20 protein-coding genes are annotated in these 16,706 nt (G+C 44.2%); 14 read left to right on the top strand and 6 right to left on the bottom strand.

Translation table 11 applies throughout. The features are described from left to right. Positions 1 to 41 precede the first annotated feature (41 nt). The 6 genes from ACJMKR_RS09930 to ACJMKR_RS09955 all read left to right on the top strand — a co-directional run bounded on the left by ACJMKR_RS09930 (position 42) and on the right by ACJMKR_RS09955 (position 4,285). Positions 42 to 779: a YebC/PmpR family DNA-binding transcriptional regulator gene (locus ACJMKR_RS09930; RefSeq protein ID WP_423062915.1), complete on the top strand. Its 738-nt coding sequence runs from the start codon at positions 42 to 44 to the stop codon at positions 777 to 779. Positions 780 to 805: 26 nt separating this feature from the next. Further along, positions 806 to 1,333 carry a crossover junction endodeoxyribonuclease RuvC gene (gene ruvC, locus ACJMKR_RS09935; protein ID WP_423062916.1) on the top strand — a complete coding sequence of 176 codons (528 nt, stop codon included), beginning with the start codon at positions 806 to 808 and terminating at the stop codon, positions 1,331 to 1,333. After that, the gene (gene ruvA / locus ACJMKR_RS09940) at positions 1,330 to 1,944 is read left to right on the top strand and encodes a Holliday junction branch migration protein RuvA (RefSeq protein ID WP_423062917.1); all 615 of its coding nucleotides are present in this window, start codon (positions 1,330 to 1,332) and stop codon (positions 1,942 to 1,944) included. The genes ruvC and ruvA overlap by 4 nt, the downstream gene beginning before the upstream one ends. Next, complete coding sequence (gene ruvB / locus ACJMKR_RS09945) at positions 1,944 to 2,978, top strand: Holliday junction branch migration DNA helicase RuvB (RefSeq protein WP_423062918.1); 1,035 nt, start codon at positions 1,944 to 1,946, stop codon at positions 2,976 to 2,978. The genes ruvA and ruvB overlap by 1 nt, the downstream gene beginning before the upstream one ends. 129 nt (positions 2,979 to 3,107) lie before the next feature. Next, positions 3,108 to 3,782 (top strand): protein TolQ, encoded by a 675-nt coding sequence (gene tolQ, locus ACJMKR_RS09950; protein WP_423062919.1) that lies wholly within the window; start codon positions 3,108 to 3,110, stop codon positions 3,780 to 3,782. A gap of 131 nt (positions 3,783 to 3,913) precedes the next feature. Beyond that, positions 3,914 to 4,285, top strand: coding sequence for an ExbD/TolR family protein (locus tag ACJMKR_RS09955; protein WP_423064237.1), 372 nt, complete (start codon positions 3,914 to 3,916; stop codon positions 4,283 to 4,285). Between the two features lies 1 nt (position 4,286). Here the strand turns inward: ACJMKR_RS09955 and ACJMKR_RS09960 are convergent, their stop codons facing one another. Both ACJMKR_RS09960 and ACJMKR_RS09965 read right to left on the bottom strand, forming a co-directional pair. Further along, positions 4,287 to 5,252 (bottom strand): L,D-transpeptidase family protein, encoded by a 966-nt coding sequence (locus ACJMKR_RS09960; protein ID WP_423062920.1) that lies wholly within the window; start codon positions 5,250 to 5,252, stop codon positions 4,287 to 4,289. Positions 5,253 to 5,279: 27 nt separating this feature from the next. Next, on the bottom strand, positions 5,280 to 6,113 hold the full coding sequence (locus ACJMKR_RS09965) for a YihY family inner membrane protein (protein WP_423062921.1): 834 nt from the start codon (positions 6,111 to 6,113) through the stop codon (positions 5,280 to 5,282). Between the two features lie 51 nt (positions 6,114 to 6,164). Here ACJMKR_RS09965 and arsC point away from each other — a divergent pair, with 51 nt between their 5' ends. From arsC to zapE, 3 genes are read left to right on the top strand one after another with little or no spacing between them, the layout of a single operon-like run. After that, positions 6,165 to 6,515, top strand: a complete 351-nt coding sequence (arsC, locus tag ACJMKR_RS09970; RefSeq protein ID WP_423062922.1) for an arsenate reductase (glutaredoxin) — start codon at positions 6,165 to 6,167, stop codon at positions 6,513 to 6,515. Continuing rightward, a complete protein-coding gene (wrbA, locus tag ACJMKR_RS09975) occupies positions 6,515 to 7,108 on the top strand; it encodes an NAD(P)H:quinone oxidoreductase (protein ID WP_423062923.1) in 594 nt (197 codons plus the stop codon). Before arsC ends, wrbA begins: the two co-directional genes overlap by 1 nt. 4 nt (positions 7,109 to 7,112) lie before the next feature. Beyond that, complete coding sequence (zapE, locus tag ACJMKR_RS09980; protein ID WP_423062924.1) at positions 7,113 to 8,195, top strand: cell division protein ZapE; 1,083 nt, start codon at positions 7,113 to 7,115, stop codon at positions 8,193 to 8,195. A 245-nt stretch (positions 8,196 to 8,440) separates the two neighbouring features. On the opposite strand, the gene ACJMKR_RS09985 is transcribed toward zapE, so the two are convergent. The 3 genes from ACJMKR_RS09985 to ACJMKR_RS09995 all read right to left on the bottom strand — a co-directional run bounded on the left by ACJMKR_RS09985 (position 8,441) and on the right by ACJMKR_RS09995 (position 10,494). Further along, positions 8,441 to 8,887: a hypothetical protein gene (locus ACJMKR_RS09985; protein ID WP_423062925.1), complete on the bottom strand. Its 447-nt coding sequence runs from the start codon at positions 8,885 to 8,887 to the stop codon at positions 8,441 to 8,443. A 113-nt stretch (positions 8,888 to 9,000) separates the two neighbouring features. Beyond that, positions 9,001 to 10,194 carry a Na+/H+ antiporter NhaA gene (gene nhaA / locus ACJMKR_RS09990; protein ID WP_423062926.1) on the bottom strand — a complete coding sequence of 398 codons (1,194 nt, stop codon included), beginning with the start codon at positions 10,192 to 10,194 and terminating at the stop codon, positions 9,001 to 9,003. Further along, positions 10,195 to 10,494, bottom strand: a complete 300-nt coding sequence (locus ACJMKR_RS09995; RefSeq protein ID WP_423062927.1) for a bacteriophage holin — start codon at positions 10,492 to 10,494, stop codon at positions 10,195 to 10,197. A gap of 87 nt (positions 10,495 to 10,581) precedes the next feature. Between ACJMKR_RS09995 and ACJMKR_RS10000 the strand changes: the two genes are divergently transcribed. From ACJMKR_RS10000 to dnaG, 4 genes are all read left to right on the top strand, one after another. After that, positions 10,582 to 11,814, top strand: coding sequence for a cation:proton antiporter (locus ACJMKR_RS10000; RefSeq protein ID WP_423062928.1), 1,233 nt, complete (start codon positions 10,582 to 10,584; stop codon positions 11,812 to 11,814). 127 nt (positions 11,815 to 11,941) lie between these two features. Continuing rightward, positions 11,942 to 12,166, top strand: a complete 225-nt coding sequence (gene rpsU, locus ACJMKR_RS10005; protein WP_423062929.1) for a 30S ribosomal protein S21 — start codon at positions 11,942 to 11,944, stop codon at positions 12,164 to 12,166. Between the two features lie 9 nt (positions 12,167 to 12,175). Beyond that, positions 12,176 to 12,631: a GatB/YqeY domain-containing protein gene (locus ACJMKR_RS10010; protein ID WP_423062930.1), complete on the top strand. Its 456-nt coding sequence runs from the start codon at positions 12,176 to 12,178 to the stop codon at positions 12,629 to 12,631. An 84-nt stretch (positions 12,632 to 12,715) separates the two neighbouring features. Further along, positions 12,716 to 14,452, top strand: a complete 1,737-nt coding sequence (dnaG, locus tag ACJMKR_RS10015; RefSeq protein ID WP_423062931.1) for a DNA primase — start codon at positions 12,716 to 12,718, stop codon at positions 14,450 to 14,452. A 98-nt stretch (positions 14,453 to 14,550) separates the two neighbouring features. On the opposite strand, the gene ACJMKR_RS10020 is transcribed toward dnaG, so the two are convergent. Then, positions 14,551 to 14,892, bottom strand: coding sequence for a hypothetical protein (locus ACJMKR_RS10020; protein ID WP_423062932.1), 342 nt, complete (start codon positions 14,890 to 14,892; stop codon positions 14,551 to 14,553). On the opposite strand from ACJMKR_RS10020, the gene rpoD reads away from it, so the two are divergent. After that, positions 14,855 to 16,702, top strand: a complete 1,848-nt coding sequence (gene rpoD / locus ACJMKR_RS10025) for an RNA polymerase sigma factor RpoD (RefSeq protein ID WP_423062933.1) — start codon at positions 14,855 to 14,857, stop codon at positions 16,700 to 16,702. The genes ACJMKR_RS10020 and rpoD overlap by 38 nt on opposite strands. The last annotated feature ends 4 nt before the right edge of the window (positions 16,703 to 16,706 follow it).

Genomic DNA, 16,706 nt, shown 5'->3' on the forward strand with positions numbered 1-16,706 from the left:
TATGATATCGGCGTATTAACTAAACTCAAAAGAGCATTAACATGGCTGGACATAGTAAATGGGCAAATATTAAACACTCTAAGGCTCGAGTGGATGCCAAACGTGGCAAAATCTTCACTAAACTGATTCGCGAAATTACCGTTTCTGCCCGCATTGGCGGCGGCGACCCGGATGCTAATCCACGCTTGCGCACGGCAGTCGACAAGGCGCTCGGCAATAACATGCCAAAGGACACTATTCAGCGCGCCATCAAACGCGGCGCCGGTGGCGGCGATGAGGGCAATTTAGATGAAGTACGCTACGAAGGTTATGGGCCGAGTGGTGTTGCCGTCATGGTCGAATGTTTAACCGATAACAAAAATCGCACCGTCGCTGAAGTGCGCCATGCCTTTACAAAATGTGGTGGCAACCTCGGCACAGATGGTTCCGTTGCGTATCTCTTTACAAAAACAGGGTTAATCACATTTACAGCCGGGAGCAACGAAGAAAAAATAATGGAAATCGCACTAGAATCAGGTGCCGATGACGTCACAACTAACGACGATGGCACTATCGATGTCACAACATCGGCTGAAAACTTTGAAACAGCTCGCGATGCAATGGCTGCTGCAGGTCTCAAACCCGAACATGCCGAAGTCACGCTGCTTGCCTCCAATGAAATTTCATTGGATAAAGACACCGCCGAACAAATGATTCGCTTAACGGACATGTTAGAAGATTTAGACGATGTGCAAAACGTTTATTCGAATGCAAATTATCCAGAAGAGGTACTGGGATAACGGAATTTCATTAACAAGGATATCCCATGAAGCATCCAAAACAAATCATTCTCGGCATCGACCCAGGATCGCGTTGCACCGGCTATGGTATCATTTGGACTGAAGGTTCAAACTATGGCTGCATTACTCACGGATACATTCGCACAAAAAGCACCGAAGTGAATCAACGGCTACAACAAATTCAACAAGGACTTCTCGATGTGATCACGACACATTGCCCGAATGAAGCGGCGATCGAACAAATATTCACGCTACGCAACCCAAACTCAGCCCTAAAGCTAGGGCAAGCGCGCGGTGCAGCACTTGCCGCAACCGCCGCTCAAAACCTCCCGACGGCAGAATACAGCGCACGAAAAATAAAACTCGCCGTGGTCGGCTATGGTGCCGCCACAAAAACACAAGTGCAGCATATGGTAAGCGTGTTATTAAAACTGAAAACTCCACCTCAAGCCGATGCCGCCGATGCACTTGCTATCGCAATTTGTCATGCAAATACCAGCCGCTATCAACAACACATCAATCGTGCGAAAATTATGGCGGGAGCAAAAACATGATTGGACGCATCCGTGGACTCATTATCGAAAAACAACCGCCGCATTTATTGTTAGAAGTTGGCGGACTCGCGTATGAAGTCTCGGCACCAATGACAACGTTTTACCACCTTCCCGGCTTACAACAAGAAGTCACGCTATACACGCATCTCGTTATTCGCGAAGACGCACATCAACTATTTGGATTTTATAATGAAAGAGACCGCAAACTATTTCGTTCTCTCATCAAAGTAAACGGTGTTGGCCCGAAACTCGCACTCACAATCTTATCGGGAATTGAGCCCGATTATTTTGTACAATGCGTTTTAAATAACGATGCTAGCACACTCACCGGTATTCCTGGCATCGGCAAAAAAACTGCTGAACGTTTAATCATGGAAACCAAAGATGCGATGGCCGATTGGGACAATGACATTTCGTCTGAAAAAATCGACGGACACGCTGCAACTTCACAAGCGAATCAAAACATTCAAGATGCCATTAGCGCTTTAATCGCGTTAGGCTATAAACCCAATGAAGCAAAACGGTCGGTGATGCAAATTCATCACGCAGATTATTCGAGTGAAGATATAATCCGTTTAGCACTCAAACACATGCTTGCAGGGGATAAATAATGGAACGCGTGGTAGACGCCAATAGCGACATAGATGAAAGAGCTGTTGAATCTTCTATTCGACCTCACTGTCTTAAAGACTATGTCGGCCAACAGCCTGTACGCGAACAAATGGACATCTTTATTAGTGCTGCCTTGAGTCGCAACGAAGCTCTCGATCATGTTTTAATTTTCGGCCCACCGGGTCTCGGAAAAACCACGTTAGCCCATATTATTGCGCACGAAATGCAGGCCGGGCTCAAACAAACCTCGGGCCCTGCACTTGAAAAAGCCGGTGATTTAGCTGCTTTATTAACAAATTTAGAACCAAAAGACGTTTTATTCATCGATGAAATACATCGCTTGAGCCCAGTCATCGAAGAAATACTCTATCCTGCCATGGAAGATTTTCAATTGGATATTATTATTGGCGAAGGCCCTGCCGCTCGCTCTATTAAATTGGATATTCCACCATTTACATTAGTGGGTGCAACGACACGCGCCGGATTATTAACCTCACCACTGCGCGATCGCTTCGGCATTGTGCAGCGCTTAGAATTTTATGGCATCGATGATCTGATTCGAATTGTTAATCGTTCGGCTCGCATTTTGGGTGCACAAATTGATGATAACGGAGCCCATGAAGTCGCCAATCGCTCACGCGGCACACCGCGCATCGCGAACCGTTTGCTACGACGAGTACGCGATTATGCGGAAGTAAAAGGAGACGGCTTAATTAACGGTGATATTGCAAAGGCCGCACTCGATTTATTAAAAGTCGATAAACGCGGTTTCGATGTCATGGATCGAAAATTACTACAAACGTTAATCGACAAATTTCAAGGCGGCCCAGTCGGTATCGACAGTTTGGCTGCCGCCATCAGTGAAGAGCGCGGCACTATCGAAGATGTCATCGAGCCCTATCTGATTCAAGAGGGATTTATCATGCGCACCCCACGCGGTCGCATTGCGACGCATCATGCCTATAAACACTTTGGTCTTTCAACACCACCCGGAAAAAGCCCGCAAAGTAACTTGGACCTGACCGAATCCTGACGACATCCCTTTCTCATTCATGTTAAAATTGCTGGAGAAACAGCTAAGGATAGCGATTCCCGAAAAACAGTAACCCCAAACGCGACTAGCAAGCAATTGTGAAATTATTACTATGGAGATTTTAATAATATGACCAGCGCACCTTCTCTTTGGAGCTTCATTATCAACGCAGGCTTTGTAGTTAAAGTCGTCATTATGATTTTACTACTTGCATCCGTTGCCTCTTGGACCATCATCATTCAGCGCGTTTTTTTACTCAAGCGCACTCGACGTGCCGCAAAAAAATTCGAACAACGTTTTTGGTCAGGCATTGAATTAACAGCACTGTTTGAAGAAATCTCTGCACACCCGGAAAAACTATCCGGACTCAATACTATTTTTCATGCGGGATTTGCCGAATACACGCGGCTAAAAGAAAAACCCGGCACGAAACCCGAGGCAATCATTGAAGCCACGCAACGTGCCATGCGCGTTGCGCAGTCTCGTGAAACGGAAAACTTAGAACGAAACCTTGCGTTCTTAGCAACTGTCGGATCGACCAGTCCGTACGTCGGATTATTTGGCACAGTGTGGGGCATCATGACATCTTTTCGTGCATTAGGTACTGTCCAACAAGCAACAATTGCAATGGTCGCCCCCGGTATTTCCGAAGCATTGATTGCAACCGCGATTGGCTTATTCGCTGCGATTCCCGCAGTGGTTGCTTATAATCGTTTTTCCAATGAATTAGATCGCATTTCACAAAACTACGAAACGTTCCAAGAAGAGTTTTCAAATATACTAAATCGTGAGGTGTATGGTTAATTGTAGTATTTCAATTTACAAGCCGAGAAGTTACAGAAAAAATCATCGTTTGAGAGGTTATTGTGAAGAGAATAGCAAGAACACGAAAAAAACCCCTTGCTGAAATTAACGTGGTACCCTACATCGACGTGATGCTGGTGTTGCTCGTCATTTTTATGATTACAGCGCCGCTACTCATGCAGGGAGTCAATGTACAATTGCCACAGGCAGCCGCTAAATCACTGGCTCCAGATAACATGCCGATCGTTGTCAGTGTCGATCGCCAAGGCAATTATTTTTTAAATACCTCAGAGCACCCCGAGCAACCCATTGCACCACAAAACTTAATTAACGAAGTAGCGGCCACGTTGCAACTTGCAAAACAACGGCATCAACAACGCGACGTTTATGTTAAAGGCGATCGTGACGTGGATTACGGTAAAGTGGTGCAAGCCATGGTGTTACTGCAACACGCGGGCGCTGCGAGTGTCGGTTTAATGACTCAAGACCCCAACGACAAATAACTCAAGCTTCCGGCTTTTTACGATTTTGAGCCTGCTGTAAGGGCGGCTGGACTTCACCAACTTGTGTTGGAATGCCCATATGCTCTCTCACAATTTCATCGGCCTTTTGCCAATCAATTTGTGAACCCTGATCACTCTCTAAAAGACTATTTATCAACGCCACAACCACAACCGAAGTATTCGACAAAGCCTCACGTTCCTCCACTAAGGGTAAATGCGCTTCGATATATAATTTGTGATTCATAGTACCAGCAACATAGGGTTGATTAATAACAAGTACTGGCTCGCCCTTCGAGACCATGCCAAACAATTGTTTAACATCTTCCGGATATAAGTGAATGCAACCAGCACTACTGCGTCGCCCGACACTGCTCGGTTCGTTCGTCCCGTGAATTAAATAAGTTGGTTTCGATAAGCGCAGTGCATAATAACCTAACGGATTCATGGGGCCAGACTGCGCGACTTTTGGCACCGGGTCACCGTGTTCTCGACGATATTTCATGATGCTGTCGGGGACGACCCAAACCGGATTTTTTATTTTTTGGATAATATGCAAGGCACCCAAAGGACTCATCCAATTACGTCTACCAATACCAATGGGATATGTATAAAAATAATTTTTATTTTTGGGAAAATAATACAACCGCATCGTTGCTAAATTAATTATGATTCCCTTACGAGGCACATGCGGCAACAGATATTCACGCGGAACGATGACGACAGTGCCTGGTACGGGTTGGTCTGGATTAACCTCGGGATTTGCCTCCACCAACTCAAAAAAACCAACGTCGTATCGCCTTGCAATCTTTGCAAAATCATCGCCCTCAAATACTTGCCCAAACTGCACCTCACCAAACAAATCATCGCCTTTAGGTGGGAGTTGAAACTTAAGCGCAAAGGATTGTGAGCAAAAAAAGATCAATCCCGCAAACAGGGGAAAAACCCATAAATTATTTTTTTTCAACATCTTATACCAACCCTACCTTGCTAACCATCACCTCATCTCTTCTTTTGGTACGCCGTATGCCAATACATTCGTTACTAGAGTCCCTAACAAAATAATAGTCCATGAAACATACAACCATATCAAAAATATTGGTATGGTCGCCAATGCTCCATATAACAGACGGTAAGTTGGGAAGTGGGTTAAGTATACCGTAAATCCATATTTTGCTAACTGAAACAATAGCATGGAAAGCAACCCACCTATTGCTGCATGCAGTAAGCGTACTTTACAAGAGGGAAGTACCCAGTTAAATATTGTAAACGTGATGAAGGTTAACACATAGGGAAGGATAAAGAAAAGTGGCTTTCGCACGTAAGGCGCCTTCACAACGTCCCCAATAAATGGCACGTGCGCCAGAAATGTACCGAGCACTACCAACCCTCCCAACACAATGGGTGAAACCAATAACACGATGAAATAAACCAAAAATGAAAGGGTAAAACGAAAACGGTGCTCTGCGCGCCAAACCGCATTAAAAGCGCGATTGATATTATACATCATCAACACAGCCACGATCGCCAAAAAAATAAGATTCATAATGGATAAGCGGGTGACATTTAACAAAAATGCATCGAGATATTTCGTAATGACATCGGCCGACTGTGCGACAAAATTTGCAATAATAAATTTCTGAATCTCCTCACCAAGACCTCGAAAGCGAGGAAACAACGACAGCACACTAAACCCGATGATCATCAACGGCACCAATGATAACAACGTGGTATAAGCCAACGACGCTGCACGTGTAGTCAACCCATCGTCTACAAATCGCCGATACAGATACACGACAATACAAGTTATCTTTCTAACGACAGTCCACACGTTACAAAACTCCTGTTATAATTGTCTCTATTTTATGGAGTAATTTTAATCATGCCAAATGTTACTATTTACCACAACCCACGCTGCTCCAAGTCTCGGCAGGCTTTGCAGTTGTTGCGTGACCAACACATTGAACCCGAAATCATAGACTATCTCAAAACACCACCCGCTGCCGATACCCTGAAACACATTTTAAAATTACTGCACCTAAAACCAAGAGAATTGATGCGGACTAAAGAAGCCATTTATCGAGAAAATAACATTGGCAGTGACAGTTTGAGCGAGGAACAACTCATTGGTATGATGGTGAAGCATCCGATATTAATTGAACGCCCTATCGTTATTCACGGCAATAAAGCTGTCATTGGGCGCCCCCCTGAAAAAGTGCTGGAGATACTCTAATGCCCTATATTTTAGTCCTTTACTACAGCCGTTATGGCGCCACTGCAAAAATGGCTCAACACGTGGCACGCGGTGTGGAGCAAGTGTCTGGGATGGAAGCACGAGTTCGTGCAGTGCCCGCTGTTTCATCTAACACCGAGGCCACTGAAAATAGTATTCCTGCCGATGGTCCTCCTTATGCAACGGATGAGGAATTTAAAAATTGTGCCGGTTTAGCTTTAGGTAGTCCCACACGTTTTGGTAACATGGCCGCACCTCTAAAATATTTTTTAGATGGGACTGGAGCTACCTGGCAATCCGGTGCATTAATCGGCAAACCCGCGGGATTTTTCACGTCAACGGCAAGCTTACATGGCGGACAAGAATCGACTTTAATCAGTATGATACTCCCTTTAATTCATCATGGCGCCATTATTGTCGGCCTTCCTTACTCCGAAACCGAATTATTTACTACAACCACCGGTGGAACTCCTTACGGGCCCAGCCATCTCGCGGGTCCAGAAAGTAAATTCCCGCTTAGCAAAGAAGAAGAGAAGTTATGCCAAGCGCTGGGTAAACGACTCGCAAAAGTTGCACTCAAATTAAAAACATAAATACATGACGCCACTACAATATTATCAACAACAACTTGACTCCGGGCTCATTGAAAAAGACCCGCAACAGTTAGAGGCCATGCAAGAGTTGCAACACATTTATACGCAGCTCTTAAAGCAAGAGAGTCAGCGCAAAAATTTTTTAGGTCAGCTAGTTCACTCCCTAAAAACCCCAAAACCCATTAAAGGCCTGTATTTATGGGGCAGCGTGGGCGTTGGAAAAACCTTTATGATGGAGATCTTTTTTCACTGTTTACCCATTAACAAATTACGACTGCATTTTCATCAGTTTATGCAGCGTACGCATGATGAATTAACGCGATTACAGGGGCAGAAAAATCCTCTCGATATTTTTGCAAAAAAACTGGCTAAAGAAACGAGCGTGCTTTGTTTCGATGAATTTTTTGTCTCCAATATCGCCGATGCGATGCTCCTCAGTGGACTTTTGAAATCATTATTTGAAAATGGTATTTGTTTGATTGCAAGCTCAAACGTACAACCCGATGACCTTTATAAAAACGGCATACAACGTGAAAACTTTCTGCCCGCGATCGAACTCATAAAAAATAACACCACCGTGTTTCACATGATCTCGCATCACGACTATCGTCTGGAACACGTTACCCAAGCTGGGGTTTATTTCACTCCCTTAAGTAGTGAAGCTGAACAAAATATGGAAAAAAGTTTCCAGCACTTTTCAAATCACAAACCGGGTGCCGAGGGTACCATCGATATCTATGGTAGGCCTGTGAAAATTCGCAAACAAGCAGGCAGCACTATCTGGTTTGATTTTACCGACATTTGTGGCATTCCACGCTCACAAAAGGATTTTCTTTATTTGGCCAAGCATTACCAAACCGTTTTAATCAGCAACATCCCTGTCATTAGCCAAAACGAGAATAACTTGATTACGTCGTTTATCAATCTCATCGATGTGCTATACGATGCCCGCATCAAATTAGTGATTTCTGCCGAAACGCACGTGGAAGGACTCTATCCAGAAGGTCAAATGCGATTCGCTTTTGCCCGCGCGCAATCGCGCCTCATTGAGATGCAGTCAGCGGATTATTTTGCAAAGTCGCGCTAACTACGTGCCCCTGGATGTGAGGCGCCATTCGTGGGCACTTTACTGTGAAAAATGAGCCTCGCCATATTTTGAATTTCAATTGCTTGGCTTACGCGATTGGTGTTACTGTTTTTCAGGAATCGCCCTCCTTGGCTGCTAAGTACTTCCAATGCTATTCGATCAGCTCAAAGCAGTAAATTTCCGCACAAATGGCGCTCCGAAATACAGTCAGGTGTGCAGTTACAAAAAATCCTTGGCTCAGTTTATTAATGAAAAATATAATGAGCAAACGTTGAAATGGCACTCATAACAACGATTAGCGTACCAAGAACACTGACGGTAGTGATGGTACAACGGTTAATCGTTCTTTCTAATCGCAGCTCAATTTCTGCAAATCTTTTATCGGAATAAGCACGAGACTCTGCAAATTTTTTATCGTATAGCGCACGATCTTCCGCAAATTTTTTATCATATAACGCACGATCCTCTGCGCATTCACGCCTGAATTCTTCGAGCCTTTTATCGAAGTGGTTAAAAGTTTCCTCCATACGACTCATAGCCCGTTCAAACATAGAATCAGTTTCAACTTTAGTATACATACTCTGCCTCAACACCTTAGACAGTGATGCCGAATGCACTTCAGCATGCGTGACACCACCTTTTTCTAACATTTTAACATAAGACAATGTGTCAAATACAATACCGTAGGTCATATTATAAATTCCAAATAATTATGCGCACTCTAACTCTAAATGTGAAGCATCAGTTGTGTATTTACAATAATAGAAAATAAAAATAGAGTCGACAATACAGGGATTAAAAATCCCTAAGGCACTAACGAATGATGCTCATGTCGCGGTTGTGTAAACCGTAAAATTAAATATCCTAACAACCCCGACAAAAAAGAACCGCCGATAACACCGACACGCACCATCGCATCATAGCTTCCGTCGTGACCATGAAACGCTAATGTGCCAATAAATAAACTCATGGTAAAACCAACACCAGCAATGAGCCCTACTCCATACACTCCAAACCAAGTTGAGCCGTGCGGCTTTTTGGCAAACCCCAATTTAACTCCTAGCCAAGAAGCCCCAAAAATCCCGATCTGTTTACCCAAAAACAGTCCCGCACCGATACCAAGTGTGATTGGGCTAAAAAGTTCGTACAGCGAAATACCCGCAAAAGAAACACCCGCATTGGCAAACGCAAAAATTGGCAATACGCCAAAAGCCAACCAAGGATGTAACTTGTGCTCCAAACTACGCAAGGGTGAAACATCGGTGTAGCGTTTATCTCGGATAGGAATGGCAAACGCTAAAACAATTCCTGCCAATGTGGCATGCACACCCGAATTTAAGACGCACAACCACAACGCAATTCCTACTAATACATAGGGTGTAATCGCCATCACTTGAAATCGGTTCAACACGACAAGCAGCACCACACAACCCGTCGCTATCGATAACATCACCACGGAAATATGAACAGTATAAAATATCGCGATAATAATAATGGCCCCGATATCATCAAAAATCGCGAGTGCCGTTAAAAATATTTTTAACGACACCGGCAACCTTGATCTTAATAAAGCCAAAATACCCAGCGAAAAAGCAATATCCGTTGCCGTCGGAATAGCCCAGCCACGCAACGCGACTGCATCGCCACGATTTAGAAGAAAGTAAATTAATCCTGGCACTAACATCCCACCAACAGCAGCTATTGCCGGCAGCACTGCTTTCGACATGCTACTCAACTCACCTTCAAACATCTCCCGCTTAATTTCTAAACCCACCAATAGAAAAAAGATAGTCATCAAACCATCGTTGATCCAGAGTTGTAAGGGTTTTGATAATTTATAATCAGCGATTTGAACAGTAAAATGGAGGTCAAAAAACGCTTCGTAATATTGATGCCATCCGGTGTTATCAATAATTAATGCGAGAATAGCGGCAATAAATAAAATAACACCGGCGCTCGATTCGAGTTGTATGAACTCTCGGAGTGTTCTAAATGGCATTTAGACAGAACCTCCACTGCTCTCACTCGTCGCTTTGCAACAAGCGCAAGCATTATAAATTGCTGCAAGAATAACGCCAGCAATAAAGAGATCCACAAATCCCCAAATAGCACCAAGCACAGCACCCCAAAATGTCGGTGAATATCCTAAATAAACAGAACCGATAACATTGACCATCGAAATACCCCATCCTGACAACGCAGCCAACCAACCCATAATAAGCAAGCCAATCGCCCAAACGATGCCGAAAGCAAATCCGAAAGCCCAAACACGTAATTTTGTACGATTATTATTAGCCATGACAATCTCCTTTGCTTAAATATTACGCACAACAGAATTATACTCGCGTTTTTTACCTCATGCCAGAATAAGGGTAGACTACGAATCATGGATACATACACACTCTCATCAATTATTCTCACACTCGCTGTTATTATTGGCTATTTAAATCATCGTTTTATCCAAATGCAAAGCACCATCGCAATCATGACAGCCGCACTAGGACTCTCTGCAATACTACTCATCTTGCAGCACTTTGGAATTGCCAACATTGCCATAAAAACGGAAGCGATCGTCGCCAATATCAACTTTCCAGACTTATTATTGAAAGGCATGCTGAGTTTTTTATTATTCGCTGGCGCGCTGACCATTGATTTTAGCAGTCTCAAAGATCAAAAATGGGAAATTGGTATTCTTTCCTCGTTGAGCACGATCGTTTCAGCGTTAATTGTGGGCATATTGGTTTATTATTTATTGCCTTTGCTCAGCATCCATTTACCACTGCTATATTGCCTATTGTTCGGCGCACTTATTTCTCCCACGGACCCCATCGCCGTGTTAGCCACATTTAAAAAAATCGGCGTCCCCAAGGCATTGAAAGTCTGTGTAGCCGGTGAATCGCTCTTCAACGACGGTGTTGGTATTGTGATCTTTGCAACACTTTATGCCCTGACTTTTAATGGCACTCCCATTACGTTTGAGCAAGTCAGTCTATTATTTTTAAAGCAAGCCGTGGGTGGCATTGCTTACGGATTATTGTTGGGTTATGTGACGAATTGGCTCATCAAATCGATTAACGATCACCGCATCGCAATTTTATTGACGCTAGGCGCTGTGACCGGTGGCTACGCCTTTGCACTATGGCTTGGCATTTCTGGCCCCCTAGCCATGGTTGTGACCGGCATATTAGTTGGCAACAAGAATATACATAAAAAACAAACTAAAATGAGTGAATCATTAGATATTTTTTGGGAAGTTATCGATGAGATATTAAATGCTGTTTTATTTTTATTAATCGGATTCGAGTTATTAAACATACAAGCTAGCGGACTTCAAATCATCGCGATTCTCGGCGCAATTCCATTAGTGTTATTTGTGCGACTACTAACAGTCGCTATTCCCATGAAATTGATTCAGCTACGGCGACAACACAACCCCTACACCATCGCTATTTTAACATGGGGCGGATTACGCGGAGGATTGGCCGTTGCTCTGGCATTATCACTGCCACCAAGCGACTACCGCAATTTTATTTTGGCAATGACTTACGGGGTTGTCGCATTCGCCGTTATCGTACAGGGCCTCAGCATCAAGCCTTTAGCACACTTATCAAAACAGTAGCACAAGGTGCATTAACCCTTTGCATTTTGAGCTCAAACCCATTAAGATGGCCATCTTTGCTTAGGTCGATAGGCGGCCTAATGCAGTTAAAATCAACAAGTTAATTTAAGGTAGGTGAGCGTATTCTATGCCAACCATAGAGATACCAGATGATCACGCTTTCGACGTCTCGTTACGTCGCTTCAAAAGAGCATGTGAAAAAGCCGGGATTCCCACAAAACTCAGACAAATCGAGTATTATGAGAAGCCCACAAGCAAGCGTAAACGCAGACGTGCTGCTGCTGTCAAACGCTATGCGAAAAAGCTGCAAAAAGAGCAAGAAGCATTGGATCGAGAACGCAGCCGCTATTAAAGGATCAAGATGACAGCGGAAGATCTTAAGAAAAAAATCCAAAACGATATGGTTGCCGCGATGCGCGCTAAAGAAAAAGAGCGTCTCGGCACCATTCGTTTGTTAATGGCAGCGATCAAACAACGTGAAATCGACGATCAAATAACATTAGATAATAATGGCGTACTCAAGGTCATCGAAAAAATGATCAAGCAGCGCCGTGATTCCATCAAACAGTATGAAACCGGCAATCGTCCTGAGCTTGCCGAGAAAGAAAGTAAAGAAATCGACATTCTTCAAGTCTACATGCCAGCACAAATGAGCGATGCGGATATTAATGCCGCTATCGATGAGGCTATCCAAAGCACAGGCGCTTCCAGCATGAAAGACATGGGTAAAGTCATGGGCGTTCTCAAAGATAAGCTCCAAGGCCGAGCCGATATGGGTGCTGTCAGCGCTAAAATCAAACAACACTTAGACGCTTAACTGCTTCAATTACGACAAGCAAACAACCTCCACTCAAAACTCATTAATTTGACAAATATCCAACGTTACTGCTTAGATACCATCATGACGGGACGCATACCACAAAACTTTATCCAAGATGTACTCGAACGCACTGACATTGTCGAGCTCATTCAGGCGCGCGTCCAACTCACCAAACGCGGTGCTAACTATCAGGCGCGATGTCCTTTTCATGAAGAAAAAACACCCTCCTTCACCGTCAGCCAAGACAAACAATTCTACTACTGCTTCGGCTGCGGGGCGCATGGCAATGCCATCGGTTTTCTTATGGCGTTTGACCGCATGGAATTTTTGGACGCGCTGAAACATCTCGCGAGTCATTTGGGTATGGAAGTGCCCCAAACCGATACACAAAAATCCAAAGCTGATGGCACACAAGACTTCTACCCTCTGCTCGAAAAAGTTTCACAATACTATCAACAGCAACTGCGTAACGCACAGCTTGCGATCCATTATTTAAAATCACGCGGGCTTGATGGCCATACAGCAAAGCGATTCGCCATCGGATTTGCTCCCGCGCAATGGGAAAACTTATTACCAAACTTAGGTCGTCAGGCAAAAACAAAAGCAGATCTACTAACAAATGGTTTGCTCATTAAAAAAAACCAACGCGCTTACGATCGTTTTCGCAATCGCATCATGTTTCCAATCCGCGATGTACGCGGACGCGTTATTGCATTCGGCGGACGAACAATCGGCGATGACTTACCAAAATATATGAACTCGCCAGAAACACCGATTTTTCATAAAAGCAGCGAACTCTATGGTTTATACGAGGCACGCCAACAAAACAAAGACCTAAAACGCATCGTCATTGTAGAAGGTTATATGGATATTGTGTCGCTCCATCAACACGGCATTACCTATGCCGTTGCAACCTTAGGCACGGCCACCAACCCCCGACACCTCCAAAAACTATTGCGTTACACAAGCGAAGTGATTTTTTGTTTTGATGGCGACAACGCAGGACGCAATGCCGCCTGGAAAGCACTGACGATGAGCTTGCCGATGATGCGCGATGGCATTCACATTCGTTTTTTATTTTTATCGCAAGGTGAAGACCCTGATTCACTGATTCAAAAAATAGGTCATGAAAAATTTGAACACTTATTAGATCACGCCGAGTCACTCAGCGATGTATTTTTCAACCACTTAAAAAATGAAATCCCGATCCACTCACTCGACAGCAAAGCACATTTTGCAAAAGAAGCATCGACTTACCTCAACATGATGCCAGAAGGACTATTCCGTCAACTCCTGTTTGAGGAACTGGGAAAATTGTTGCATATTGAAGCGAATGAGCTCACCGATTTACTATCAAACGCCAAAACAACAACACCAACGCAACATACACTCCGAGGCGACCAAGTCTTACCTCCCGCCTATTTGGCCATCGCGTTGTTGCTACAACAACCCAATCTCGCGCACAGTATTGACGACCCTACTGACCTGAATGATATTCAAGCCCCCGGCATCCCCCTTCTGCTAAAGCTCATCAACATCCTACAGAAACAACCTAAACTCTCTACAGGCCACCTACTCTCTATCTGCCAGAACGCAGATGATCAGCAATGGATCGCTCAGTTAGCAGCCCGTAAACTGCCGATTGCCGACGAAGGTCTTGCCTTAGAACTGAGGGGCGCGTTGGATCGCTTGCGCGAACAGCATCAAGACCGTCTGGCCCAGCAGCTCATCCAAAAGGCCGAGAGCAGCGGCCTGACCCCAGAAGAGAAGAAAAAATTGCACCAGCTCTTGACGAATGCCGCTAGAGACCCTATATAAGACTGTAAACATCTCAATTAGGCTAGATTGCACAAGGCGTTAACGGTAGAATAGAGGGTTTTTGGGCTAGACCCAAAAGCCCGAAAAGAGGTATGGCATCACATGGCAACCAAAAAGAAATCAGCACCTAAACGTGCTAAGAGCACCAAATCCACTAAAAAATCGACTGTGGCCAAGAGATCGGTTAAAAAAACCATTAAATCAAAGGCTAAAAAGGCCAAGGCGCCGATAAAGAAAACAAGCTCGGCTGCTAAAGCAAAGGCCGTTAAAAAACCTGTACCCTCTCGGGAAAAAACAGCAAAACCAAAAGCTGTAGCTGTAAAAGCAAAATCGAAACCTGCTGCGCAAAAACCCGCTGAGCCCGAAAAACAATCCATCGAAAAAGAAGTGCCAAAAACCCAAATGACAAAACCACAAGCTCGACCTAAAGAAGTAAGCAAAGGCGAAGCCCCACGTATGGGATTCAGCGCATTGCTCGACGAAGCCAAACGCAAAGGCTTTCTCACTCATGAAGATCTCATTAACCTTTTGCCAAACGACTATGTGGACCCTGCTCAAATGGAAGGGATCATCAGTCGTCTGAACGAAATGGGCATCAAAGTCTTTGAAGTGCCACCCGATGAAGATTCTCTATTACTTGAAGAAGAGTCACAAGACGAAGAAATTAATGACGATGTCGCAGAAGTATTAGCGATTGAAACCCGCACAACAGATCCTGTCCGCATGTACATGCGTGAAATGGGTAGCGTGGAGCTATTAACGCGAGAAGGCGAAATTGTCATCGCAAAACGAATTGAAGAAGGTATTCGTCAGGTCATGGGTGCGATTGTTCAATATCCAGAGCTGATTGCAAAATTTATTACTGAGTATGAAAGCATCATAGAATCAGAAGGTCGCTTAAGTGATCTCATTATTGACTTCTTTGATGAAGAAGAGTCCACCACACCGACGCCAGCCGTCGAAGAAGAAACCGCTAAACATGATGTTGAAGCAGAAGCGACTGAAGAATCCGATGAGTTTGGTGAAGGCGGACCCGAGCCTGTTATTACCGAAAAACACATCAAAGAATTACAGAAGCTGCTTAATCGCTACGTTAAATCCATCAAACGTTATGGTAAAAAACATCCCACAACGCTTAAACACCAGAAAGCACTCTCGGACCATTTCTCAACGTTTAAACTAGCGATCAAACAATTCAATCGGCTGACAAATCGTTTGCGTAAATTATTAAATCTAACGCGCACGCATGAACGCACGATCATGCATTATTGTGTCGCCAAAGGACGCACGACGCGCAAAAAATTCATTGCTTCGTTCCCTCACAACGAAACCAACTTAAAATGGTTGGAAACCTATAAAAAAGATAATAAAGAGCAAGCTAAGCGATTAGATTTATACAGCAAAGAAATTTTCCGAGCCCAAAAGAAACTGGCACAAATTGAAGAGGAAAGTAATCTAACCATTCACGACATCAAAGAAATCAATCGCCGTGTGGCGATTGGCGAAGCAAAGTCGCGTCGCGCTAAAAAAGAAATGATCGAAGCTAACTTACGGTTGGTCATTTCCATCGCGAAAAAATACACGAATCGTGGCCTGCAATTTCTGGATCTCATCCAGGAAGGCAATATCGGCCTCATGAAAGCAGTTGATAAATTCGAATATCGTCGTGGTTACAAGTTCTCCACGTATGCAACGTGGTGGATCCGACAAGCAATCACACGATCGATTGCCGATCAGGCTCGTACCATTCGAATCCCTGTGCACATGATCGAAACGATTAACAAGCTCAATCGCATTACGCGACAAATCTTGCAAGAAACTGGCCAAGAACCAACACCGGAAGTCTTGAGTAAACACATGGACATGCCGGAAGAAAAAGTTCGCAAGGTATTAAAAATTGCCAAAGAACCCATTTCGATGGAAACACCGATCGGCGAGGACGAAGATTCTAATTTGGGTGATTTCATCGAAGATGTGAATGTTGACTCACCGGTTGATTTTGCAACGTCTTCTGGACTAGGCGAAGCTACTCAAGAAATTTTATCGAGTCTGACACCACGCGAAGCAAAAGTTTTACGTATGCGTTTTGGTATCGATATGAACACCGACCACACACTGGAAGAAGTGGGCAAACAGTTTGATGTCACACGTGAACGTATTCGACAAATTGAAGCAAAAGCACTACGAAAACTTCGCCATCCTAGCCGTGCAGAAAAATTGCATAGCTTCCTGGAATCCGAAGAAAAGTAGTGCA

This window comes from Candidiatus Paracoxiella cheracis, assembly GCF_049348705.1.
Lineage (GTDB): Bacteria > Pseudomonadota > Gammaproteobacteria > Coxiellales > Coxiellaceae > Paracoxiella > Paracoxiella cheracis.

What these genes read in the sequence shown, in the direction of transcription:
- ruvC (WP_423062916.1), top strand. Translation starts at nt 806, where the DNA reads ATGAAGCATCCAAAACAAATCATTCTCGGCATCGACCCAGGATCGCGT.
- rpsU (WP_423062929.1), top strand. Translation starts at nt 11,942, where the DNA reads ATGCCAACCATAGAGATACCAGATGATCACGCTTTCGACGTCTCGTTA.
- ACJMKR_RS09995 (WP_423062927.1), bottom strand. Translation starts at nt 10,494, where the DNA reads ATGGCTAATAATAATCGTACAAAATTACGTGTTTGGGCTTTCGGATTT.
- zapE (WP_423062924.1), top strand. Translation starts at nt 7,113, where the DNA reads ATGACGCCACTACAATATTATCAACAACAACTTGACTCCGGGCTCATT.
- ACJMKR_RS10000 (WP_423062928.1), top strand. Translation starts at nt 10,582, where the DNA reads ATGGATACATACACACTCTCATCAATTATTCTCACACTCGCTGTTATT.
- arsC (WP_423062922.1), top strand. Translation starts at nt 6,165, where the DNA reads ATGCCAAATGTTACTATTTACCACAACCCACGCTGCTCCAAGTCTCGG.
- ACJMKR_RS09960 (WP_423062920.1), bottom strand. Translation starts at nt 5,252, where the DNA reads ATGTTGAAAAAAAATAATTTATGGGTTTTTCCCCTGTTTGCGGGATTG.
- ACJMKR_RS09985 (WP_423062925.1), bottom strand. Translation starts at nt 8,887, where the DNA reads ATGACCTACGGTATTGTATTTGACACATTGTCTTATGTTAAAATGTTA.
- wrbA (WP_423062923.1), top strand. Translation starts at nt 6,515, where the DNA reads ATGCCCTATATTTTAGTCCTTTACTACAGCCGTTATGGCGCCACTGCA.
- ACJMKR_RS10010 (WP_423062930.1), top strand. Translation starts at nt 12,176, where the DNA reads ATGACAGCGGAAGATCTTAAGAAAAAAATCCAAAACGATATGGTTGCC.
- nhaA (WP_423062926.1), bottom strand. Translation starts at nt 10,194, where the DNA reads ATGCCATTTAGAACACTCCGAGAGTTCATACAACTCGAATCGAGCGCC.
- dnaG (WP_423062931.1), top strand. Translation starts at nt 12,716, where the DNA reads ATGACGGGACGCATACCACAAAACTTTATCCAAGATGTACTCGAACGC.
- ACJMKR_RS09955 (WP_423064237.1), top strand. Translation starts at nt 3,914, where the DNA reads ATGCTGGTGTTGCTCGTCATTTTTATGATTACAGCGCCGCTACTCATG.
- ACJMKR_RS09930 (WP_423062915.1), top strand. Translation starts at nt 42, where the DNA reads ATGGCTGGACATAGTAAATGGGCAAATATTAAACACTCTAAGGCTCGA.
- ruvB (WP_423062918.1), top strand. Translation starts at nt 1,944, where the DNA reads ATGGAACGCGTGGTAGACGCCAATAGCGACATAGATGAAAGAGCTGTT.
- ruvA (WP_423062917.1), top strand. Translation starts at nt 1,330, where the DNA reads ATGATTGGACGCATCCGTGGACTCATTATCGAAAAACAACCGCCGCAT.
- rpoD (WP_423062933.1), top strand. Translation starts at nt 14,855, where the DNA reads ATGACAAAACCACAAGCTCGACCTAAAGAAGTAAGCAAAGGCGAAGCC.
- tolQ (WP_423062919.1), top strand. Translation starts at nt 3,108, where the DNA reads ATGACCAGCGCACCTTCTCTTTGGAGCTTCATTATCAACGCAGGCTTT.